17 protein-coding genes and 1 pseudogene are annotated in these 21826 nt (G+C 68.1%); 10 read left to right on the top strand and 8 right to left on the bottom strand.

Features of this window, described 5'->3' with window-relative positions:
* Positions 1–96 precede the first annotated feature (96 nt).
* Complete coding sequence (locus tag FXN61_RS01560; RefSeq protein ID WP_167969493.1) at positions 97–726, top strand: SCP2 sterol-binding domain-containing protein; 630 nt, start codon at positions 97–99, stop codon at positions 724–726.
* Positions 727–749: 23 nt separating this feature from the next.
* Entirely contained in the window at positions 750–1964 is a 1215-nt protein-coding gene (locus tag FXN61_RS01555; RefSeq protein WP_167969491.1) for an acyl-CoA dehydrogenase family protein, read from the top strand.
* Positions 1965–2004: 40 nt separating this feature from the next.
* On the opposite strand, the gene FXN61_RS01550 is transcribed toward FXN61_RS01555, so the two are convergent.
* Positions 2005–2400: a hypothetical protein gene (locus FXN61_RS01550; RefSeq protein ID WP_167969489.1), complete on the bottom strand. Its 396-nt coding sequence runs from the start codon at positions 2398–2400 to the stop codon at positions 2005–2007.
* A gap of 114 nt (positions 2401–2514) precedes the next feature.
* Here FXN61_RS01550 and FXN61_RS01545 point away from each other — a divergent pair, with 114 nt between their 5' ends.
* Together FXN61_RS01545 and FXN61_RS01540 are read left to right on the top strand one after the other, a co-directional pair.
* Entirely contained in the window at positions 2515–3243 is a 729-nt protein-coding gene (locus FXN61_RS01545; protein ID WP_167969487.1) for a thermonuclease family protein, read from the top strand.
* 138 nt (positions 3244–3381) lie between these two features.
* Complete coding sequence (locus tag FXN61_RS01540; RefSeq protein ID WP_167969486.1) at positions 3382–3843, top strand: hypothetical protein; 462 nt, start codon at positions 3382–3384, stop codon at positions 3841–3843.
* On the opposite strand, the gene FXN61_RS01535 is transcribed toward FXN61_RS01540, so the two are convergent.
* The 6 genes and pseudogenes from FXN61_RS01535 to pdhA all read right to left on the bottom strand — a co-directional run bounded on the left by FXN61_RS01535 (position 3840) and on the right by pdhA (position 10426).
* A complete protein-coding gene (locus FXN61_RS01535) occupies positions 3840–4166 on the bottom strand; it encodes a hypothetical protein (protein ID WP_167969485.1) in 327 nt (108 codons plus the stop codon). The two genes, FXN61_RS01540 and FXN61_RS01535, sit on opposite strands and share 4 nt — an antisense overlap.
* A gap of 71 nt (positions 4167–4237) precedes the next feature.
* Positions 4238–5158 carry a helix-turn-helix domain-containing protein gene (locus FXN61_RS01530; protein ID WP_167969484.1) on the bottom strand — a complete coding sequence of 307 codons (921 nt, stop codon included), beginning with the start codon at positions 5156–5158 and terminating at the stop codon, positions 4238–4240.
* A gap of 44 nt (positions 5159–5202) precedes the next feature.
* Complete coding sequence (locus tag FXN61_RS01525) at positions 5203–6702, bottom strand: carboxylesterase/lipase family protein (RefSeq protein ID WP_167969483.1); 1500 nt, start codon at positions 6700–6702, stop codon at positions 5203–5205.
* A 94-nt stretch (positions 6703–6796) separates the two neighbouring features.
* Positions 6797–8191, bottom strand: coding sequence for a dihydrolipoamide acetyltransferase family protein (locus tag FXN61_RS01520; RefSeq protein WP_167969482.1), 1395 nt, complete (start codon positions 8189–8191; stop codon positions 6797–6799).
* A gap of 14 nt (positions 8192–8205) precedes the next feature.
* A pseudogene (locus FXN61_RS01515) lies at positions 8206–9230 on the bottom strand (alpha-ketoacid dehydrogenase subunit beta).
* Positions 9230–10426 carry a pyruvate dehydrogenase (acetyl-transferring) E1 component subunit alpha gene (pdhA, locus tag FXN61_RS01510; RefSeq protein ID WP_167969481.1) on the bottom strand — a complete coding sequence of 399 codons (1197 nt, stop codon included), beginning with the start codon at positions 10424–10426 and terminating at the stop codon, positions 9230–9232. Before pdhA ends, FXN61_RS01515 begins: the two are co-directional and overlap by 1 nt.
* Before the next feature lie 355 nt (positions 10427–10781).
* Here pdhA and FXN61_RS01505 point away from each other — a divergent pair, with 355 nt between their 5' ends.
* Positions 10782–12200 carry a M20/M25/M40 family metallo-hydrolase gene (locus FXN61_RS01505; RefSeq protein WP_167969480.1) on the top strand — a complete coding sequence of 473 codons (1419 nt, stop codon included), beginning with the start codon at positions 10782–10784 and terminating at the stop codon, positions 12198–12200.
* Here FXN61_RS01505 and FXN61_RS01500 read toward each other — a convergent pair.
* Positions 12151–14217: a hypothetical protein gene (locus FXN61_RS01500; protein WP_167969479.1), complete on the bottom strand. Its 2067-nt coding sequence runs from the start codon at positions 14215–14217 to the stop codon at positions 12151–12153. The genes FXN61_RS01505 and FXN61_RS01500 overlap by 50 nt on opposite strands.
* A 148-nt stretch (positions 14218–14365) precedes the next feature.
* Between FXN61_RS01500 and FXN61_RS01495 the strand changes: the two genes are divergently transcribed.
* The 5 genes from FXN61_RS01495 (at position 14366) to FXN61_RS01475 (ending at position 21823) form a co-directional block, all read left to right on the top strand.
* Positions 14366–17020 carry an MGH1-like glycoside hydrolase domain-containing protein gene (locus FXN61_RS01495; protein WP_167969477.1) on the top strand — a complete coding sequence of 885 codons (2655 nt, stop codon included), beginning with the start codon at positions 14366–14368 and terminating at the stop codon, positions 17018–17020.
* A 240-nt stretch (positions 17021–17260) separates the two neighbouring features.
* The gene (locus FXN61_RS01490) at positions 17261–18073 is read left to right on the top strand and encodes a basic amino acid ABC transporter substrate-binding protein (RefSeq protein WP_167969476.1); all 813 of its coding nucleotides are present in this window, start codon (positions 17261–17263) and stop codon (positions 18071–18073) included.
* A gap of 76 nt (positions 18074–18149) precedes the next feature.
* On the top strand, positions 18150–18947 hold the full coding sequence (locus FXN61_RS01485; RefSeq protein ID WP_167969475.1) for an amino acid ABC transporter permease: 798 nt from the start codon (positions 18150–18152) through the stop codon (positions 18945–18947).
* Positions 18944–19711: an amino acid ABC transporter ATP-binding protein gene (locus FXN61_RS01480; RefSeq protein WP_167969474.1), complete on the top strand. Its 768-nt coding sequence runs from the start codon at positions 18944–18946 to the stop codon at positions 19709–19711. The genes FXN61_RS01485 and FXN61_RS01480 overlap by 4 nt, the downstream gene beginning before the upstream one ends.
* Before the next feature lie 3 nt (positions 19712–19714).
* Positions 19715–21823 carry a pentapeptide repeat-containing protein gene (locus FXN61_RS01475; RefSeq protein WP_167969473.1) on the top strand — a complete coding sequence of 703 codons (2109 nt, stop codon included), beginning with the start codon at positions 19715–19717 and terminating at the stop codon, positions 21821–21823.
* The last annotated feature ends 3 nt before the right edge of the window (positions 21824–21826 follow it).

The raw sequence follows: 21826 nt of genomic DNA, 5'->3' as shown, positions 1-21826 counted from the left end.
CCCCTCGGTTCGGAGCAACAAGATTATCCGATCGGGTTGCCGCCCTATCTACTGGCCAGTAGTCTTACTCGCGAGTAGGTACCAGGAGGTGTGTCAATGACGCTCGACCTCACCACCGAGGCGATCGCAAAGCTCAGCCCGGCCGAGCTGATCAGCACGTTGCAGCAGATCTCGCCGGACGATCCCGCCTTGAAGGACGTGAACATCGACGTCATCGCCCGCGGCATCGACCCGAAGAAGCTGGGCAAGGACGACTTCGCGGCCCTTCTGACGGCCCTGGGTACGCTCGCCGACGGCGGCGCGGACCTCGACCTGTCGAAGATGGACCCGTCCAACTTCGCCCGCATCATCTCGCGCGCCTCGAAGGACCAGATCGAGGGCGTTGTGGCCGACCCCGCGCTGCGCACGCGCGTCCTGGACGAGGTGTTCCGCCGCATGGAGGTCCACTTCCGCGCGGACCGGGCCGGCGCCACCCGTGCCGTCGTGCACTTCCACGTGCTCGAAGACGTCTACGAGGCCATCATCGAAGACGCAACGTGCGTCATCAACAAGGGCGTGACGCGCGAGGCTCGTGCCATCGTGACGCTGACGCCAGCCGACTTCCTGAAGCTCGCGACCGGCAACGCCTCCGCCCCCGTGCTGTTCATGACGGGCAAGCTGAAGGTGAAGGGCGACCTGGGGTTCGCGGCCGGGTTCATGAGCCTGTTCAACATCCCGAAGGCCTGACGAAATTTTTTGGGAGAGTTCTTGTGGGTGGCTTCTCGCTCGAGCTGAACGAAGACCAGACCGACCTGCGCGACTGGGTGCACGGCTTCGCCCGCGACGTGATCAGGCCTGCGGCCTCCGAGTGGGACGAGCGCGAGGAGACGCCGTGGCCGGTGATCCAGGAGGCCGCGAAGATCGGCCTCTACGGCTTCGAGGCCCTCGCGACCTGGTTCGCGGACCCGATCGGGCTGTCGCTGCCCATCGCGACCGAAGAGTTGTTCTGGGGTGACGCCGGGATCGCGCTGTCGTTGATGGGCACCGGCCTGGCCGTCGCCGGCATCTTCGCGGGCGGCGAGCCCGAGCAACTGGCCGAGTGGGTGCCGGAGTGCTTCGGCGACGAGTCGGACCCGAAGCTCGCGGCGTTCTGCGCCTCCGAACCGCAGGCAGGTTCGGACGTCGCCGGATACCGCACGCGGGCACGGTACGACGAGGCCACCGACGAGTGGGTTCTGAACGGCCAGAAGGCCTGGGCGACCAATGGCGGCATTGCGAACGTGCACGTCGTGACCGCGGTGGTCGATCCTTCGCTGGGATCCCGCGGACAGGCCGGCTTCATCGTTCCGCCTGGCACGCCTGGCCTGTCGTCGCCGGGAAAGATCAAGAAGCACGGCATGCGCGCCTCCCACACGGCCGACGTGTTCCTCGACGACGTGCGAGTGCCCGGCCGTTGCGTGCTGGGTGGCCGCGAACGGCTGGAAGCCCGCCTCGCCCGCGCCCGCGAGGGCCTGAAAGCCGGCGGACAGGCCGCGATGGCCACCTTCGAGACCACACGCCCCACCGTCGGCGCGATGGCCGTGGGCGTCGCCCGCGCCGCCTACGACTACGCCCTGGAGTACGCGAAGGACCGCGAGGCGTTCGGCCGCAAGATCATCGAGAACCAGTCGATCGCCTTCGACCTCGCGAACATGCGGATGGAGATCGACGCGTCGCGACTGCTGGTGTGGCGCGCGGCGTGGATGGGCCGCAACAACGTGCCTTTCACCGCGGGTGAGGGCTCGATGTCGAAGCTCAAGGCGTCCGAGGTGTCGGTGTGGGCTACCGAGCGGGCGATCCAGATCCTTGGTGGGGCCGGGTACACGCGCGAGCACCCGGTCGAGCGGATGCACCGTGACGCCAAGATCTTCACCATTTTCGAGGGGACTTCGGAGATTCAGCGGCTCGTCGTGTCCCGGATGATCTCCGGCATGCAGATCAAGTGAGGGATGGCGGGCGGCTTTCGGGCCGCCCGCTCCCGTTCGATCAGCAGGACAGGCCGCTGCGCCCGGTCAGCTCGTCCTCGCCGATCTGCACGGTGCCGACGGCCGCGGTGCACTTGTCGTTCAGCGCCTTGCTGGACGTCCACACGTCACGCTGGTTGAGCGCGCCCTGCGTGGGCGGCGTGAACGAGCCGCCGCCGCTGAGCCGGATCGACGCGCGGAACGGGTTCGACGCCTGGACGCGGATGTGGCCGTACTTGGCGCCGCATCCCTCGAACTGCGTGATGGTGGCCATGGTCGTGGTGCCGCGTTTGACGACACCGGTCGAGCCGATCTGCACCGCGCTCGGGCAGGTCGGCGGGGTCGGCTCTGCTGCTTGCGCTGTTCCCCCAAGAAGCAGGGCTACGCCGGTCGTGACGATTCCCAGTTTGATCAGCACGTACGTGAACGTAGGTCGTGTCGGTTAGCCGTCGGTAAATCAGCGAACGCGAGGAGTAACGCCGGATTCCACTACTCCGATCAGCCCAGCAGATCGGCGTTAGGGGGAATCGAGATGCTCCCGAATGTGTACCTCATGGCCGCCGGGGTCCTGGCCGGTGCCGCGAGCAGTGCCTACGTCGTGACGGTCGCGGACCGCCCGCGACCGGTCGTTTTCAGCCATGTCGTGCGCGTGATCGACGCGGAGACGGTCGAGGTGCGCGAGGGTGACCGCGTCACGGTGATCAGGCTCGTGAACGTTGACGCGCCCGCTGCGGGCGAGTGCCTGCACGAGGAGGCCAGGAAGCGGCTGAGCGAGCTGTTGCCGGAAGGAACTCCTGTCACCGTTGCGAAGGAAGGGCAGTTCGCTGCTGTGTCCACACAGGACGGAAAGCTGGTCAACGCCGCGCTGATCGCCGACGGGCTGGCCGTGCCCACGGTCAACGACGCCCGGCATCTCAGCCAGGTCAAGGGGGCGAACGCCGAGGCGGCGCAGAAGCAGAAGGGGCTGCATTCGCCTGAGGTGCCCTGCACGTTGCCTGGGCAGGTACGGGCGATCACCGAGGCCGCGGCCGTGGTCGAGGCGCAACCGCTCAAGGCCGGCAAGACCGAGCTGACGGTGGCGGCGGACACGGCCAGGACCGCGATCGGGCTGGTGGACCAGCTGGCCAAGCCCGGCGGGCTGACGTGGGACGCGGTGGCGCCGGTGGACCAGACGGTGTTGCTGGCGAAGGTCACCAAGGCGGTGCCGACGTTGTACCGCAAAGAGGCCGAGCTGCGGAACGTCGTGAAGGGGCTCAGGTGATGGCCCGCCGTTCCCCTGTCCCGGCGGGCCACGTACACCATCTCGGTCGGTGGTTATGGCTCGGTAAACGTCCAGGTTGGACTTGTCCTCCCGAGCCATGAAGCTCTTGCCCGTGCAGCGGGCGCGGCCGGGATCGCCGTGATCGACGCGCTCGTGGTGGTGTCGACGGTGCTGCCGGGCGCACCGCTGCTGCCCACGTGGATGGCCGTGGTCGCCATCGCGCTGACGATCGCGGTGTTCGTGCTGCTGCTCGTCAAGACCGCGCGAGGTCCCTTGCGCGCCAACGGGCTCAAGGGTCTGTTCCGGTTGCTCAAAGAGGCGTTGCCGTCGCGGGCGATCATCCTGGCCGCCATCGGGTTCTACGGCGGGTGGATCATCGCGCTGGTCACGCTGGCGAGCGGAGCCACCGCGGGCAACCTGAAGTACGAGAACGGGCAGTACACGACGTCGCAGCGCAAGGTCGTGCGGGTGCTGACCGAGGAGCAGTACCTCGCTGCTCAGGCGGCGAACCAGCGGGCGTTCTGCGCGGCCGCGATGGCCATCGCGGCCGGCGGGGTCGCGTTCAGCGCGGTGGCGGTGAGGATCAGGGAGACCGGTTAGAGAGGCAGCTTCAGGACCGCGCCCACGCGCTTGAGCTCGCGGCGGTGCACGGCGAGCAGCACGACGTCCTCGGCGCGGCGGAAGTGCAGCACGACGAAGTTCGGGTGCGGCGGGTCCTGGTCGATGATCTGCTCGACCCGGCCCTCGTCGTTGCTGAAGATGATCCGCTCGTCCCAGACGATCTTCGTGGGGCCGAAGAACAGCTCGCCCTCCTGCCAGCGGCCGTCCAGGAAGACGTCGCCGTCGCCACGTGAATGATCTTCTCCGGTGGGGCCGAAGGCCTCCCCGAGAACTCCCCCGAGCAGTTCGAACAGAGCAGACATGACGATCCCCCTTCGTTGCTACAGGAACGAGCTGGGCGCCCAGCTGGTTCCCGTTCACCGCGGGGTGTGATCTAGCCCAGCGGCTGTCCGGCAGCGCGCAGCCAGGCGCGCTCCCGCGAGTGGTCCGGCATGGCCGGCCAGCCGTTGATCTTCGCGATCAGGACCCAGTACCGCTCGGCACGCGGGTCCGCGAAGTCGGAGAACGTGCGCAGCCGCTCGACGACGCGTTCGTCGTTCGGCACGCCCAGCGCCTCCGCCCAGTTGGCGTTCACGCGGTTCACGATCTCGCGAGCAGCATCCGACTCCGGCGTGATCCCGGCTTCGAGAGCCTCGCGCGCCTGGGCGATCGCGAAGTTGAACGCCTCCATCTGGTTGTCGGCCGGCGGGCTCATGTCCGCGCCGTCACGGCGGCGTTCCTCGTGCTGCTGGGACATCCGCTTGACCGACGCGCGGAAGTCCGGGTCCTGCACGAGCTTCGCGAGCTCGACCCACGCCTCCAGCTGCTCGGTCGTCGGGTCGTCCGGCAGCTCGATCCGCACGGATCGCATGTGCTGCTCGAACTGCGGATCCAGCTCGTAGGGCCCGAACACCTCCTCGAAGAAGTCGTCGAGGATCCGCTGGCGCTCCTCGTCCGACATGCGTGCCAACTCGTTCATCAGTTCCATCTCCCCTCCTTTGGCGACGGCGCGCAGGACGGCACGGCGCAGCCGCAACGTCTTCATCTGCGCGTCGATCGCTTCTGCGTGAGCACGCGCCACGTCGGTCACCGTCACCTCGCGGGCGAGAATCCGCCCGGCTGTCGGCAGGTCGACACCGAGATCTCTCAGCGTGCGGACGAGCTTGAGCTTGGCGACCGCCTCACCGTCGTACGTCCGGTAGCCGCCGACCGTTCTGGAGGTGGGCGGAATGAGGCCCTGGTCGGAGTAGAACCGGATCGTTCTGACGGTGAGGCCGGTCATCCTGGCCAGCTCGCCGATCTGGTAGCGCGTCACGGGGACAACTCTGAACCCTCCAGTGACTGGAGAGTCAAACCCGATTAACCGATCGAGTTCCAGAACGAGCAGTTGTGCCTGGTCAGAGCGTTGATCTGGCCGACACGCCCCAGCGCGTACTCCTGCACGTTGCCCGTGGAGAACCGCGCCCAGCCGGGCTTGCCGGTGCGGGCGAACGTCGTCCAGTCGCGGATCATCGTCGCCGCGAGCCGCTGCTGGGCCAGGTCGAGGTCAAACGTCGGGACGTCGAACAGGTAGGCGAGCTCGGACGAGTGCCAGGCGCCGGGCGGGAAGCCCTTGGGGAAGAGGTCCTTGAACCATCCGAGCGGCGCGGTGCGGTCGGCGAACTCGTAGCCGTACGTCGGCGTGAAGCGGGAGAGCAGCCGATCATCGGCGAGCTGATTGCACGCCCACACGCCGTCCGTGAGCACAGCACCATAGGCAACACGTGCAGACTCGCCCGCCGGGTACTCAGCGATGATCTTCGCTGCCTTCTCCGCACCGAACGACTGCTCCAGCAAACCCCGGTAGTCGAACGGCTCCGGCACGGTCGCCGACGTCAGCCTGCCCTCGTCACGGGTGTTGCCCCAGATCACCGGGACGCGGTTGAAGCGACCGGACCGCAACGCGTCGGCGGGGTGCATCGGCAGCACGCTGTTGCCGATCACCACCGGGGTCGCGCCCCGGTCGATGGCGGTGAAAGCCGTTGCGGGCAACGAACGCAGGCACGCGACGTCCGAGCAGCCGAGCTGAGCCGAGACAGCGACAGCATCGGACCGGGCCGCGGAATTCGTGATCCACGGGGCACCAGCGGGCTTGGTGTGGATCACGCCGTTGGCACCCCACGTCGTGGAGCAGCCTCCGCTCTGTGCGATGGCTTTCTGGAACAGCCCGCGTGACAGCGGCGACGTCACGTGCGCACACACGTCGAACGCACCGCCGGACTCGCCGAAAACGGTGACGTTGCGCGGATCCCCGCCGAACGCGGCGGCGTTGCGCTGCACCCATCGCAGGGCGGCCTGCTGGTCCTCGATGCCGTACGCGCCCGAGTCGGGCAGGTCCGGATGCCCGAAGAAGCCGAAGAAGCCCAACCGGTAGTTGATCGTCACGACCACCACGTCGCCCTGCACGGCCAGACGCCGCGCGCCGAACCCTTCGCCGGACAGGTAGCTGTTGCCGCCGCCGTGGATGTACACCATGACCGGCTTGCGCCCGTGCCGCGAAGGCGTGGTCACGTTGAGGTACAGGCAGTCCTCGGTGCTGCTCGGCGAACCCGCACCGGCCGCCTGAGCGCAGGCCGGGCCTGGCTTGGTGGCGTCACGGGGCGTGGTCCACGGCGTGACCGGCCGCGGCGAGCGCCACCGCAGCTCGCCCACCGGCGGCGCCGCGTACGGAATCCCCTGGTACAGCTGGTGATCAGCAAGAACGGTGCCGCGCACGGGGCCGGCATCGGTCCGCACCAAGCCGGTCTCGCCGGCCTGCGCCACCTCGGTCAGGCCCAGAAGCAGACCCGCGGTCATCAACAAAGACAGTCGCTTGCGCATTGTGTGCGTCCCCTCAGTTCGAGCGTTGACACACATGCGTCGAACGAAAGGGCCCGCGGACAGACGTCCGCGGGCCCTCACATACCGAGCTGCCTCAGTAGGTCATCGCGATGCCGGGCTCGGCGAGCAACGCGCCGACGTCGGCCAGGAACTGCGAGCCCTGCTGACCGTCGACCACGCGGTGGTCGAAGGAGAGCGCGAGCTGGCAGATCTTGCGAATCTTGATCTCGCCGTCGACCACCCACGGCATGTCGCGGATCGCGCCCAGGGCGAGAATCGCGGACTCGCCGGGGTTGAGGATCGGCGTGCCGGTGTCGACGCCGAAGACGCCGACGTTGGTGATCGTGATGGTGCCGTTCATCATGTCGGCAGGGGCGGTCTTGCCGTCACGGGCGACGGTGGCGAGCTCGTCGAGCGCGATCGCCAGTTCCTTCAACGACATCCGGTCGGCGTCGCGGACCTTCGGGACCACCAGGCCGCGCGGCGTGGCGGCCGCGATGCCCAGGTGGACGTAGTCCTTGTAGACGATCTCGTTCGCGGCGGCGTCCCACGTCGCGTTGACGTCGGGCGTGCGGCGCGCGGCGAGGATGACCGCCTTGGCGCAGAACGCCAGCGGCGTCAGCTTCACGCCACGGAACTCCGGCGCGTTCTTCAGGCGCGCGCGCAGGTCCATCATCGGCGTCACGTCAACCGTCAGGAACTCGGTGACGTGCGGCGCGGTGAACGCGCTGTCCACCATCGCCTGCGCGGTCGCCTTGCGGACGCCCTTGATCGGCACCCTGCGCTCGCGGCTGCCGTTGTCCACAAAGGACGGGGCAGCGGCGGCGGGAGCCGGTGCGGAGACGGCGCTTTCGACGTCCTCGCGCGTGATCACGCCGTCCGGGCCGGAGCCCGTGAGCGCGTACAGGTCGACGCCGAGGTCCTTGGCCAGCTTGCGGACCGGCGGCTTGGCCAGCGGCACGTAACCACCCGGCGCCTGCACCGGAGCCGGCGCAGCGACAGGCGCCGCAACGGGTTCCTGAGCCCGCACGACCGGAGCGGCCGGCGTGATCGAAGCCGCGGCGGCCTTGGCGACGGCCGGAGCGTCCTTGCGCGCACGGCGCTTGGCGGCACCGGACTTCGGGCCGTAGCCGACGAGCGTCGCGATGCGCCCGCCCGGCATCTCCTCGCCGATCTTGCCGGACGAGGTGCCGTTGGACTCGGCAGCGGCCGGGGTGACGGGAGCAGGTGCGGCCGCGCCACCGGGGTCGGTGTCGATCGTGATGATCGGGACGCCCACCTCGACGGTCTGACCGGGCTCCGCGAGCAGCTCGGTCACCACGCCGGCCCACGGGCACGGCAGCTCGACGGCGGCCTTGGCCGTCTCGATCTCGACGATGATCTGGTTGACCGTGACGGTGTCACCCGGCTTGACGTGCCAGGTGAGGATCTCGGCCTCTGTCAGCCCCTCAGCCGTGTCCGGCAGGGGGAATTGCTTGTACTGCGGCATTTCCGGAGTTCCCCTTACCAGGCGAGAGAGCGGTCGACGGCGTGCAGCACCCGGTCGAGGTCGGGGAGGAACTCCTCCTCGAGCTTCGACGGCGGGTACGGGGTGTCGAAGCCGGTCACCCGCAGCACCGGTGCCTGCAGCGAGTAGAAGCACTCCTGCTGGACCTTGGCTGCAATCTCGCTGGCGATCGAGGACTCGGACGGCGCCTCGGACACGACGACCAGACGGCCGGTGCGGCGCACCGACTCGAACACGGGCGCCAGGTCCAGCGGCGACAGCGTGCGCAGGTCGATGACCTCCAGCGAGGTCCCGTCCTCCGCGGCCGCGTTGGCAGCGTCGATGGCAGTGCGCACCATCGGGCCGTACGCGACCAACGTCGCGTCCGTGCCGGTGCGCAGAACCCGCGACTGGAACAGCGGGCCCGGCTGGGCCGTGGTGTCGACTCGCCCTTCTCGTAGTAACGGCGCTTGGGCTCGAAGAACAGCACCGGGTCGTCGCAGTCGATCGCCTGCTGGATCATCCAGTACGCGTCGGCAGGGTTCGAGCACGAGACGACCTTGAGGCCGGCGGTGTGCGCGAAGTACGACTCGGGCGACTCCGAGTGGTGCTCGACGGCACCGATGCCGCCACCGAACGGCACGCGGATCACGATGGGCATCTTGATCTTGCCCTGCGTGCGGTAGTGCAGCTTCGCGACCTGCGACACGATCTGGTCGAAGCCGGGGAAGATGAAGCCGTCGAACTGGATCTCGCAGACCGGGCGGTAGCCGCGGATCGCGAGGCCGACGGCCGTGCCGATGATGCCGGACTCCGCGAGCGGCGTGTCGAGCACGCGCTGCTCACCGAAGTCCTTCTGCAGACCATCGGTGATCCGGAAGACACCGCCGAGCTTGCCGATGTCCTCGCCCATCATGATGACCTTGGGGTTGGCCTCCATGGCCGCCCGCAGGCCCATGTTGAGCGCCTTGGAGATCGTGAGCGTCTGCACCGGGGTGGCCGGGGCAGCGGTCGTGGAACGATCCATGGTCGGAGCAGCCATCAGTGCTCACCTCCAGCAAAACCCGAGACGTAGTCGAGGAATTCGTCGCGCTGCGCTTCGAGGTTGGGGTTCCCCTCCGCGTACACGTTGCTGAAGATCCGTTCGGCCGGCGGGTCCGGCATGTTCGTGCAGAACTCGCGCAGCTCCTCGCCCAGCGCGTCGGCGTCGGCCTCGACCTCGGCGAAGAACGCCTGGTCCGCCCACTGCTGCTTGACCAGGTAGACCTTGACCCGCTCGATCGGGTCCTTGAGCTTCCACAGCTCCAGCTCGTCCGACAGCCGGTAGCGGGTCGGGTCGTCGGAGGTGGTGTGCGCGTCCATCCGGTAGGTGAACGCCTCGATCAGGATCGGGCCGTTGCCGTGGCGGCACTCCTCCAGCGCCCAGCGCGTGACGGCAAGCGTGGCCAGCACGTCGTTGCCGTCGACGCGGATGCCGGGGAAGCCGTAGCCGCGGGCGCGCTGGTACAGCGGCAGGCGCGACTGGCGCTCGGTGGGCTCGGAGATGGCCCACTGGTTGTTCTGGCAGAAGAAGACCAGCGGCGCGTCGTACACGGCCGCCCAGACGAAGCCCTCGTGCACGTCACCCTGCGAGGTCGCGCCATCGCCGAAGAAGCACATGGTGGCTTCGCCGTCGTCGTCGCCGACCTTGCCGTCGAACTTCTGGCCCATCGCGTACCCGGCCGCGTTGAGGACCTGGTTGCCGATGACGATCGTGTACGGGTGGAAGCGCTTCTCGACCGGGTCCCACGTGCCCTGGTCGGTGCCGCGGAAGATGCCCAGCAGCTCCGTCGGGTTGATGCCGCGGGTCCACGCGATGCCGTGCTCGCGGTAGCTCGGGAACGCCATGTCGGTCGGACGCATCGCGCGGCCGGCGCCGATCTGCGCAGCCTCCTGGCCGAGCAGCGGCACCCAGATGCCGAGCTGGCCCTTGCGCTGCAACGCGTTCGCCTCGCGGTCGACCCGGCGGATCAGGACCATGTCGCGGTACAGGCCGCGCAGCTCCTCCGCCGAGATGTCGATGTCGAAGTCGGGGTGCGACACCCGCTCACCCTCGGGGGTGAGGAGCTGCACCAGGTCGGCGCCGCCCTCGTCTGTTGCTCGCAAGCCTGCGATCACCTGTTCCGCTGTCGGTTTTGCGGCAGTGGCGGCCGGCGCTGCGTCCGGCTCAGGGTGCGTCCATTGCTCAGGGGACGACATGCGCCTTCTCCTCTGTCTTCTCCGACCGCCTGATCGCTCGTGACGATCTCGTGCGGCGACGCCGGCGGTCGCCGCCAACCCTGTGGGGCCGGAGGCAGCCGTCGACGGTGACGGTGGCTTACGACCACATCCTGACACGGCCCCACCCGTGTTGGTGAGACCCGTCCCACTTCGTAACACACGAGTCAACGTTCTGATCAGCGACAACAGTCGGAGGTTCGACCTTTTGCCCTCCGACTAGGCCGTCCGATTACCGGACGTCATTGTCCCGGTTACCGATCGTTAACTTCGTCGCACGCCTCCTGGGAAGAGCCTAGGGACGCGAGCAGAGGCGGAGTCGTGACAGGATCGAGAGGTGGACCGCTCAGTTGTGACCAGCACCGTCAGGACGCTCTGGGACGACGACATCGTCCCGAGCCTGTCTCAGCTCGTCGCCGTCCCGGCGATCTCGCCCGCGTTCGATCCCGCCTGGGAAGAGCACGGCGAACTGGCCGCGGCGATCGAGCACGTGCGCGCGTGGATCGCCTCGCGCTCACTGCCGGACGTCACGCTGGACGTCGTCCAACTGGCGGGACGCACGCCACTTCTCGTGGTCGACGTGCCCGCGTTCGGTAACTCGGGCGACGACACGGTGTTGCTTTACGGACACCTCGACAAGCAACCGCCGGTGGCGAACTGGAGCGAAGGGCTCGGTCCGTGGACCCCGGTTCTGCGTGACGGACGTCTCTACGGCCGTGGCGCGGCCGATGACGGTTACTCCGGATATGCCGCCATCGCCGCGATCGAGGCCGTCCGCGCGGCCGGCGGCTCGCACGGCCGTTGCGTCGTGCTGCTGGAGACCGGCGAGGAGTCGGGTTCGCCCGATCTGCCCGCGTACTTGGAGCACCTGTCTCCGCGGCTGGGCCGCGTGTCGCTGGTCGTGTGCCTGGACTCCGGCGGCTCGGACTACGAGCGCATGTGGCTGACCACGTCGCTGCGCGGGTTGGTGCAGGTCACGATGACCGTGCGCGTGCTGGAGGGCGGCCTGCACTCGGGCATGGCCTCCGGCATGGTGCCGTCGTCGTTCCGCATCGCGCGCATGTTGCTGGACCGGATCGAGGACTCCGCGACCGGCGAGATCCTCATCCCGGAGATGCACGTCGACATCCCGTCACACCGCATGTCCGAGGTCCGCGAGGCCGTCGAGGCCGCGCCGGGTGCACTGTGGGGTCCCGTGCCGCGGGTCGGCGACCTGCAGCCGATGTCGTCCGACGAGGTCGAGCAGGCGCTCGGCACCGGCTGGCGCCCCACGCTGTCGGTCACGGGAGCGGACGGCCTGCCGTCGCCGGACGACGCGGGCAACGTGCTGAGGCCGTTCACCTCGCTGGTGCTCTCGTTCAGGCTGCCGCCGACGGCCTCGTCCTCGGCCGCTTTGGCTGCGGTCCAGGAGCGCCTGACCACCGACGTGCCGTACAACGCGACGGTCGAGCTCTCACGCGTCGAGGCCGCTGACGGCTGGAACGCGCCGGAGCTGGCGCCATGGCTGTCAGCTGTTTTGGACGATGCGGGCAAGGAGATCTTCGGCTCGCCGTGGCGGACAGTGTCGCTGGGCGGCTCGATCCCGTTCATGGGGCTGCTGCACGAGGCGTACCCGGACGCTCAGTTCCTGGTGACCGGTGCGGTCGGGCCGGACTCCAACTGCCACGTGCCGGACGAGTGGCTGCACCTGGCGCACGCGGCTCGGATCACCGAGGCCGTGGCTCTGGTGCTGGACGCACACTCCACACAGAGCTGAACTCCTCCAGCAACGCCAGGCCCGTCGCCGGGTTGCTCCCCGCGTACCTCCGCGCTCTCGCCAGCGCGTTGACCTCCGCGGGGAGCGCCTCGGTCAGCTCGTCGGTGAAGTAGTCCCGCACGACGGCCAGGAACTCGATCCGTGCCGCCGCGAGGTCGCGCAGGTTGCGGATCGCGGCGTCCTCACCCTCGTACGCGGCCTGGATCGCCTTGCGGTAGTCGTGCAGTTCGGGCACGGGATCCGCGAGCACGCGAAGCAGGGAGTTCACGGCGTCGTGGTCGTCCAGCGCGGTGAGTGCGTCCCCTGTCGTCTTGCACACCCGATCGAGCTCGTCGGCGATCAGCTCCTCGGTGACCGCGGCCAGCAGCGTCCCCTGCTTCTGCCGCACGATCGCGCGGGCTGATCTGGTGAGCTGCCGGGCCAGCCCGCCGGAGAACGCGTAGGCCAGCGCCACGAACGCGTCCGGCAGCTCCTCGACCGACCTGCTGATCAGGCTTCTGGCCAGGTCGAAGTCGAGGTAGTCGACCCGCACGACCTCGTCGAACGAGCTGTCGAAGACGCTGCGCAGACCCATGCCGGCCATCTCGAAGTCGTGCTGGGCCTCGGTGGAGACGGACATCAGGTAGTAGCAGCCGGGCACGTCGAAGATCGCTTTGATCTCGTTGAGGAACCGGCGGGCGGACTCTCCGGCGCCGATGCGGTCCATCTCGTCGATGGCGATCACCACGCGAGTGGGCGCCAGGGCTCTCGCCGCGTCCCACACGAAGCCGCGGAAGTCGTCGACCAGCTCGGGGAACGTCGCCGCCCGACCGGCCAGGCTGACGCCGCGCTTGAAACTGAGTTCGGCGCCGCGGAACCCGAACTTGCCGCTCGCCTCACCACTGCGCGTCTGCACGTAGGCGACGTCCTGCAGCCCCTGCTGAGCAGATCGCACCAGCAACACCGCCTCGTCGGGCAGTGGACGCCACCACCGGTCGCGCCGACGAGCCGCCTTCACCGCACGTGGATCGACCGACGCCACGTACCAGAGCACCGCCCGGCAAGTGCGCGCATACAGGTGCAGCACGAACTCCCGCGGGACGTAGTCCACCGGTGCCGCGACCACGATCGCGAGGTCGAGCGACTCCTCGGGTTCGCGATAGGCGCCCTGGCAGAACGCGTCCAGCAGGCTGGTCTTGCCGGCCCCGCGCGGACCGGCGAGAGCGAAACTGCCCCCGGCCAGGGTGCGCACCAGCTCGGCCAGTCTCCGTCCAGCCGGCACCGGCTGGTGGCTGATCAACGAGCCACCCTTCTGCAGGCCGGCCGCGTCGCGGTACCTCAGCTCCACACCGGGTACGGCCTGGTTGCTGCGCAGCTCAGTGCGGAGGACCGGCAACACGCCCTGCTCCAGCACGGCCGCGCACCACTCTTCGAAGGCCTGATCAGCCGCAGCGGTCGCGGCCGTGATCGCCGGGGTCGGCAGCACGGTCTCCACGGCGGTCTGCACCGCACCCGCGATGCCCGTGAAGACCACGACCAGTGCCAACGTCCACCAGATCGACCCGCCGATCGACGTGAGGAACACCGTCCCGACCAGCCAGGGCGCGACGCCCATGCCCGCGATCGCCCAGCCCCTGCCGATCCTGCGGCCCGTCGCTCCCGCGGACGACACCGCGACCATCACCAAGGACATGAGCAGGAAGAACACCGCGCCGCCCGCGAGGGCCAGCAGGTCCCGGTTGCCTGCCCACGGCACGAACGGCCACGTGATCGTCGGGATCACCACGACGAACACCCACCGCCACAGCTCCGGCCGGCGCGCCGCCCAGCCGACCTCACCGGCCGCGACCTTCACCTTGCGGTCGACGTAGTTGCGCCGCTCTGACTGCGCCTGCGCCATCACCCACGGCTTGGCCACCTCGACGGTGTGCCGCAGCAGGACGGGGTCCCGTTGCAGCGGCACTCGGGCCCGGGCCGGCTCCAGTGCGGCGGTCACGGCGCGGGCGAAGACCGCATCCTCGCTGTCGTCGCGGGTCACCCGAGGAATCTTGACCGGGTTCGAAAGCAACCGAAATGCGCCGTTCAGGTCACATCCAAGCGTGAATCGACCGAGGGTTTAGTGAGGAATGACTCAGACCTGACCCGGGCGCAACCGGCCGTCGGATCCCGTGTCCCACACTGGGGCGATGGGCGAACAAGCGGAACGGGCGCGTCTCGCGGAGTCGGGGAACCCGACTTCGCCGTGGCGGCGGTGGGGGCCGTACCTCTCGGGTCGCCAGTGGGGCACGGTCCGCGAGGACTACTCGCCCGAGGGTGACGCGTGGGCGTCGTTCCCGTTCGACCACGCCCGTGCCCGCGCGTACCGGTGGGGTGAGGACGGCATCGCGGGCATCTGCGACGTGCACGGGTTCCTCAACCTGGCTGTGGCGCTGTGGAACGGCAACGACCCGATCCTCAAGGAGCGGTACTTCGGCCTCACCAACGACGAGGGCAACCACGGTGAGGACGTCAAGGAGCACTGGTGGGTGACCGACGGGACGCCCACCCACTCGTGGATGCAGGTGCTCTACCGCTATCCGCAGAAGGAGTTCCCGTACGGCCAGCTCAGGGAGATGGCGCGGAACGCGGGACGGGAGAACCGCGAGCCCGAGCTCTCCGACACCGGGGTGCTCGACGAGAACCGGTTCTTCGACGTCCAGGTCACCTACGCCAAGGCCGACACCGACGACATCTGCGTCGAGATCAAGGCGACCAACCACGGGCCTGAGGACGCGCCGCTGCACCTCCTCCCGCAGTTGTGGTTCCGCAACACCTGGGCCTGGGGCCGCGACCAACGGCCGTGCCAACTCGTTGCGAGCACCACTACCGGACGCAAGGTCACCGCCGACCACGGGAACCTCGGCCGGTACACGCTGCATCTGGACGACGCGCCGTCGATGCTCATGACGGACAACGAGAGCAACGAGATGTCGCTCTTCGGTGCCGAGCGCAACCCGTCGCCGTGGACCAAGGACGGCATCTGCAACTACGTCGTGCACGGGTCGACCAGCACGTGCCAGGTGGTCGGGCCGGACGACGCGGGTGCGGCGGGCACGAAGTTCGCTGCCTGGTACTCGTTCGACCCGGTCGAACCCGGTGAGACCGTGACCGTCCGGTTGAGGCTCGTCGGCGGCGACGGACATCTGGACCCGTTCGGGCCGAGCTTCGACGAGACCATGCAGGCCCGCAAGCTGGAAGCCGACGAGTTCCACGACGGCATCGCGCCCAACGCAGGTCCGGAGGAGAAGAACGTGCTGCGGCGCGCGCTCGCCGGGTTGATGTGGACCAAGCAGCACTACCGGTTCCGCACGCGCGACTGGCTCGACGGAGACCCGACCAAGCCCGAGGCACCGTCGAGCAGGCGCACGCCCGAGGCGCGCAACGTGCACTGGCGGCACCTCGACGTGGCTGACGTGATCTCCATGCCGGACGAGTGGGAGTACCCGTGGTTCGCGGCGTGGGACCTCGCGTTCCACACCATCCCGTTCACGCTGGTCGACCCGGCGTTCGCGAAGGAGCAGCTGCTGCTGTTCTGCCGCGAGTGGATGATGCATCCGAACGGCCAGATTCCCGCCTACGAGTGGGAGTTCGGCGACGTCAACCCGCCCGTGCACGCGTGGGCGGCGCTGCAGGTCTACCGCGCGGACGGCAGCTGGGACCGGCAGTTCCTCGCGAAGATCTTCCACAAGCTGCTGCTGAACTTCTCCTGGTGGGTCAACCGCAAGGACGCCGACGGCAGCTACCTGTTCGAGGGCGGGTTCCTCGGCATGGACAACATCGGGCCGGTCAACAGGTCCGAGCCGATGCTGGGCGAGTGGCGGCTGGAGCAGTCCGACGCCACGTCGTGGATGGCCGCGTACAGCCTGCACCTCATGCAGATCGCGCTGGAGCTGGCGCGTGACGACGAGTCCTATGAGGACGTTGCGACGAAGTTCGTCGAGCACTTCCTGTCGATCGCGGAGGCGTTCACGCACTTCGGGTCGCACGGCGGCGGCATCTGGCACGACGAGGACGGCTTTTGCTACGACCGGGTCTCGCGCCGGCGCCCTGACGGTTCGGTGGAGTCCGAGCCGGTCCGTGTGCGGTCGATGGTCGGCCTGATCCCGCTGCTGGCCAGTGCGGTTCTGGAACCGTGGGTGCTCGGCGAGCTGCACGGGTTCACGAGACGGCTGGAGCATCTGCTCAAGCGCCGGCCGGAGCTGCGGCAGTTCATCACGTTCCACTACGAGCGCGGTGCGTTCGTGTCGTTGCTGGACGAGCACAAGCTCAAGCGCGTGCTGCACCGGATGCTCGACGAGCACGAGTTCCTCTCGCCGCACGGCATCCGCTCGCTCAGTGCGGCCCACCGCGAGGGCCTCGAGGTCAACGTCGCCGGTCAGGACCACCGGATGGGCTACGAGCCCGGCGAGTCGCACACGCCGATGTTCGGCGGCAACTCGAACTGGCGCGGCCCGATCTGGCTGCCCACCAACGCTCTCCTCGTGGAGGCGCTCCGCACGGTCTGCGCGTTCCACGACGGCATGTTCCAGGTCGAGATGCCGACGCACTCCGGCCGCTACGTCACCGCCGGCCAGGTCGCGGACGAGCTGAGCGACCGGCTGGTCGGGTTGTTCCTGCCCGACCACGACGGGCGCAGGCCTTCGGACGGCAAGCGGATCGAGGCCTCGGAGTCACCTCTTTGGCGCAAGCACATCACCTTCAGCGAGTACTTCGACGGGGACACCGGCGAAGGCCTCGGCGCAACCCACCAGACGGGGTGGACTGCGCTGGTCGCGGGCTTGTTGACCGACCGTTCCCGGTGAACGAGCCCTTCCGTGATCAAATCCTGATCAAGGGATGTTGCGAGTCGTCACCATTCGGGTGCAATACGTGCATACGTTGTGTGATCTAGGCCAATTCGCACAATGATTTGCGTCTAGCCGGGCGATTTCACACAAAATTGTTGCGTTGGAGTGGCCTGTAACACGCACGTGCTGTCCAGCACGTCACCCGAGTGGCAGTATCCCGTTCACTCGTCCGCAACAGTTACGAGGAGTGACGCAGTGGCTCGTCGAACCAGGCAGTTGATGGCCCTGATCCCGGCATTGGGGCTGGCCGTGATGGCAGCTTCGGGCTGCGCGACTCCGGTGAACCAGGGTTCTGGCAACTCTGGTGTCCCGCTGGTGCAGAGCGGCAAGCTCGTCACCTGCACCCACCTGTCCTACAAGCCCTTCCAGTTCAGCGAGGGCGACAAGACGGTCGGCTTCGACGTCGACCTCGTCGACCTGGTCGCCAAGGACCTGGGTGTCACCCAGCAGATCTTCGACACCCCGTTCGAGACGATCACCTCGGGCACCTCGTTCAACGCGAACCAGTGCGACCTGGCCGCGGCGGGCATGACGATCACCGACGAGCGCAAGCAGGCGATCGACTTCTCGGACCCGTACTTCGACGCCTCGCAGGCGCTGCTGGTCAAGAAGGGGTCGAACCTCAAGTCCCTGGCCGACCTCAAGGGCAAGAAGCTCGGCGTCCAGCAGGACACCACGGGTGAGAAGTACGCCAACGACAACGCGGCCGCCAACGGCTACACCGTCGTGCAGTTCGAGGACCTCCCGCTGTCCGAGACCGCCGTCCGCACCGGCGCGGTGGACGCGGTGATCAACGACAACGGCGTGCTCTACGACTACGCCAAGGAGTTCCCGGAAACCGAGGTCACCACCGAGTTCGACACCGGTGAGAAGTACGGCATCGGCGTCAAGAAGGGCAACACCGCCCTGCTGACGAAGATCAACGAAGTGCTGAAGAAGGCCAAGGAGAACGGCGAGTACGACAAGATCTACGAGAAGTGGTTCGGCAAGAAGCCGACGTCGAAGTAGTCGCTTCTCCGGGGCCGGTGCAAGCACGACGCGCCGGCCCCGCCGCTTGTCCGAACCACCTCCGCTAGGAGCCGCAATGGCCATGTCCAAGCGCAAGCGCGCGGAATACATCCGCTACGCGCAGTACGGCATCTTGATCGTCGTGGTCCTTCTCGTCGCATTCCTGGCCGACTGGGGCCAGATCCGGCGAGCGTTCTTCAACACCGACATCGCCGCCTCGATGTTCCCCAACGTGATCACCGTCGCGTTGAAGAACACCATCATCTACACCGCGCTCGGCTTCGCGTTCGGCCTCGCACTGGGGCTCGTGCTCGCGCTGATGAAGCTGTCGACGGTCGGCCCGTACCGCTGGATCGCCACCGTCTACATCGAGTTCTTCCGCGGTGTGCCCGCGCTGCTTGTGTTCATCGGCATCTACTACGGCGTGCCGATCGCGTTCCAGATGCAGTTCCCGCCGCTGACCACGGTCATGCTGGCGCTCGGTGGCGTCGGAGCGGCGTACATGGCGGAGACGATCCGCGCCGGCCTCCAGGCGGTGCCGAAGGGCCAGGTCGAGGCTGCCCGTTCGCTGGGCATGTCGAGCGGCCGCGCCATGATCACGATCGTGATCCCGCAGGCGTTCCGGATCATCCTGCCGCCGCTGACGAACGAGCTGATCCTGCTGACCAAGGACTCCTCGCTCATCTACATCCTCGGACTGTTCCGCGAGCAGTACGAGCTCACGAAGTTCGGCCGCGAGACGCTGAGCCGCAGCCCTTCGCTGACGCCGATCCTCATCGCGGGCCTCTGTTACCTGATCATCACGCTGCCGCTCGGCTACCTGTCGCGGTACTTGGAGAAGCGCACGGGCGGGAAGAAGGTGTCCGTCGTATGAGCGACATCTGTGTCGAGATCATCGGGCTGAAGAAGTCGTTCGGCCCGCTGGAAGTCCTCAAGAACATCGATCTGACCGTCAACCGCGGCGACGTCGTCTGCATCATCGGGCCGTCCGGCTCCGGCAAGTCGACGCTGCTGCGGTGCGTGAACCTGCTGGAGGAGCCGAACGGCGGCAAGATCACCGTCAACGGCACCGACCTCACCGACCCGGACGTCGACATCGACCGGGCACGCACGAAGATCGGCATGGTCTTCCAGGGCTTCAACCTGTTCTCCCACCTCAACGTGCTGAACAACCTCATGGTCGCCCAGCGCAAGGTGCTCAAGCGCTCAGAGAGCCAGGCCCGCGAGGTCGCGCTGCGCAACCTGGACCGCGTCGGCCTGCGTGACAAGGTCGCCGCGATGCCGGCGCAGCTCTCCGGTGGGCAGCAGCAGCGTGCGGCGATCGCCCGCGCGCTGTCGATGGACCCCGAGGTGATGCTGTTCGACGAGCCGACCTCGGCGCTCGACCCCGAGCTCGTCGGCGACGTGCTCGGCGTGATGCGCCAGCTCGCCGACGAGGGCATGACGATGCTGGTCGTGACCCACGAGATGCAGTTCGCCCGCGAGGTCGCCGACAAGGTGATCTTCATGGACGGCGGCTACATCGTCGAGGAGGGCCCGGCGGCCGAGGTGATCGGCAACCCTCAGGAGGAGCGCACCCAGTCGTTCCTGGCCCGCGTGCTCGACCCGACCCACCACGGTCCGAAAGACCCGGTCTAGCTCGTGGCGAGGGGGAAGGTCGCCGCGGCGGACGTGCTGCGGGGACTGTTGGGGGAGAACGACAACTCAGGTGGTGGCGGGTGGAGGTTGCCTCGGCGCAAGCCGAGCACCCCGCCCGTCATCCGCGTGGTGGACCGCGTGGTCACCGATGTGCTGGACCTGCGCGCGGTCGAGGTGCCGTACGTGCTGGAGTTCGAACGCTGCCAGTTCGAAGCGGCACCGGACCTGCGGCAGGCGAACCTCGCCGGCATCTCGTTCACCGACTGCGACCTGCCTGGTCTTGAGGCGCGCAATCTCAGCAGCAGCAACGACGTTTCGCTGCGCGGCTGCCGCGTCTCCGGGCTGGCGGACCTGACCGACGCCGAGATCGCGGGCTCGGTCCTGTTGCGGGACAGCAGGTTCAGCGTGCCCGGCGGGCTGTGCGTGCACGGCGACCGGCTGACGGTCGCCGGCGCGCTGCTCGGGTTCGGCATCCACACCGAGGGCGAGATGCGGCTCGCGGGTGCGCGCATCGGCGGCAACGTCAACCTCGGCAGCGCGGTGCTGGAGAACCCGGACGGCTTCACGTTGAACGGCAACGGCATGCAGGTCGGCGGCAACCTGCTCGGCGCGTTCACCTCGCACGGCGTGGTGTTCCTGGCAAATGCCCGGATCAGCTCGGCACTGTCGTTGCGCGGCGCGATGCTCTCGCGCGGCAACGCCTTCGACGACACCACAGATCCGCACGCCGACCCGTCGGCGACGCTGTTCCTGGACCGCGTGGACGTGTCCGGCGACGTGGAACTGGACCGCGGCTTCACCAGCGCAGGCACCGTCCGCGCCGTGAACGCCCGCATCGGCGGCACGTTGTCGCTGGCAGACGCGGTGCTGGACGCCGTATCACCTCCTTCCGTCGGCACCGACCCGACCGGATCGGGAAGGGCGCTGCACGTCGACGGTGCGGAGATCGGCGGCGACATCGTCGGGCGAGGCATCCGGATCAAGGGCCAGCTGCGCATGGTCGACATCCACGTGCGCGGCAGCATCACGATCGAACGGGCCATTGTGGACAATCCGGCTGCGGACGCCCTGCTGACCAACCGTTCGCAGATCGGCAGCAACTTCGTGGTGCGCGAGTCGGAGATCTCCGGCGGCCTGGAGCTGCGCGGCATCACCGTCGGCGCGAACCTCGACCTGCGCGGCAGCCGCCTGATCAAGCCGGGCACGTACCGCCACCAGCCGCGTGAGAAGCCGTCGCTGGACATCGGTGGCGCCACGATCGGCCGCGACCTCATCTGCGCGCGCGGCGAGAAGGAGTTCGTCGCGCACGGCGGTGTGCGGTGCCGGCGCGCGATCATCGGCCGCATGGCGAACTTCAACGGCGCGGTGCTCGGCTACAAGCTCGACAGCCACGCGTTGAACGCCATGGGCATGCAGGTCCAGGAGCTGATGCTCAACGTCGTGTCGCCGCCCAAGGGCCTGGTGACGCTGCGGCAGGCGCGCTGCACCTCGTTGGACGACAACGAGACGTTCTGGAACGCCACGGGTTTCATCGACCTCGACGACTTCCGCTACGACTCGCTCGCCTACCCGATCGACCTGCGCGACGACGCCCAGGTCGAGCAACGGCTGCGCTGGCTCCGGCAGGCCATGCGCCGCAGCTACCACCCGCGCCCGTACGACCAGTTCGCCGAGATGCTGACCGCGGCGGGCAACGAGGAGCACGCCTCGACCGTGCTGATCGAGAAGCAACGCCTGCGGTACCGCGCGGTCGCCGAGGGCATGAGGTTCTTCGGCCCGCTCGTGCTGCTGTGGAGCTTCTTGCAGCGCTCGATGGTCGGCTACGGCTACCGCCCGGCGCGCGCTCTGGGATGGCTGATCGCGGCGTGGGTCGTCGGCAGCATCTGGTTCCAGGTCAAGGGTCCGTTGGTGGTCATCAACGACGACGACCACCTGCCGTGGAACGCGTGGCTCTACACCATCGACCTGGTGGTGCCGATCGTCGACTTCGGCAACAAGAACCGCTGGCAGACTCCGGGCGCCTCGCAGTGGATCGCGTCCGGCCTGATCGTCACCGGATGGATCCTGGCGACGACGGTGGCAGCCGGCCTTACCCGCATGCTCAAGAGATAACGC

This window comes from Lentzea indica (assembly GCF_012184385.1).
GTDB lineage: Bacteria > Actinomycetota > Actinomycetes > Mycobacteriales > Pseudonocardiaceae > Lentzea > Lentzea indica.
The sequence above is the reverse complement of the archived record's forward strand: the minus strand, read 5'-3'. Positions and strand labels throughout refer to the sequence as shown.

Bases quoted from the DNA above. Each gene is read 5' to 3' on its own strand.
- FXN61_RS01560 (WP_167969493.1), top strand. From the start codon at position 97: ATGACGCTCGACCTCACCACCGAGGCGATCGCAAAGCTCAGCCCGGCC.
- FXN61_RS01545 (WP_167969487.1), top strand. From the start codon at position 2,515: ATGCTCCCGAATGTGTACCTCATGGCCGCCGGGGTCCTGGCCGGTGCC.
- FXN61_RS01535 (WP_167969485.1), bottom strand. From the start codon at position 4,166: ATGTCTGCTCTGTTCGAACTGCTCGGGGGAGTTCTCGGGGAGGCCTTC.
- FXN61_RS01525 (WP_167969483.1), bottom strand. From the start codon at position 6,702: ATGCGCAAGCGACTGTCTTTGTTGATGACCGCGGGTCTGCTTCTGGGC.
- FXN61_RS01520 (WP_167969482.1), bottom strand. From the start codon at position 8,191: ATGCCGCAGTACAAGCAATTCCCCCTGCCGGACACGGCTGAGGGGCTG.
- pdhA (WP_167969481.1), bottom strand. From the start codon at position 10,426: ATGTCGTCCCCTGAGCAATGGACGCACCCTGAGCCGGACGCAGCGCCG.
- FXN61_RS01495 (WP_167969477.1), top strand. From the start codon at position 14,366: ATGGGCGAACAAGCGGAACGGGCGCGTCTCGCGGAGTCGGGGAACCCG.
- FXN61_RS01485 (WP_167969475.1), top strand. From the start codon at position 18,150: ATGGCCATGTCCAAGCGCAAGCGCGCGGAATACATCCGCTACGCGCAG.
- FXN61_RS01480 (WP_167969474.1), top strand. From the start codon at position 18,944: ATGAGCGACATCTGTGTCGAGATCATCGGGCTGAAGAAGTCGTTCGGC.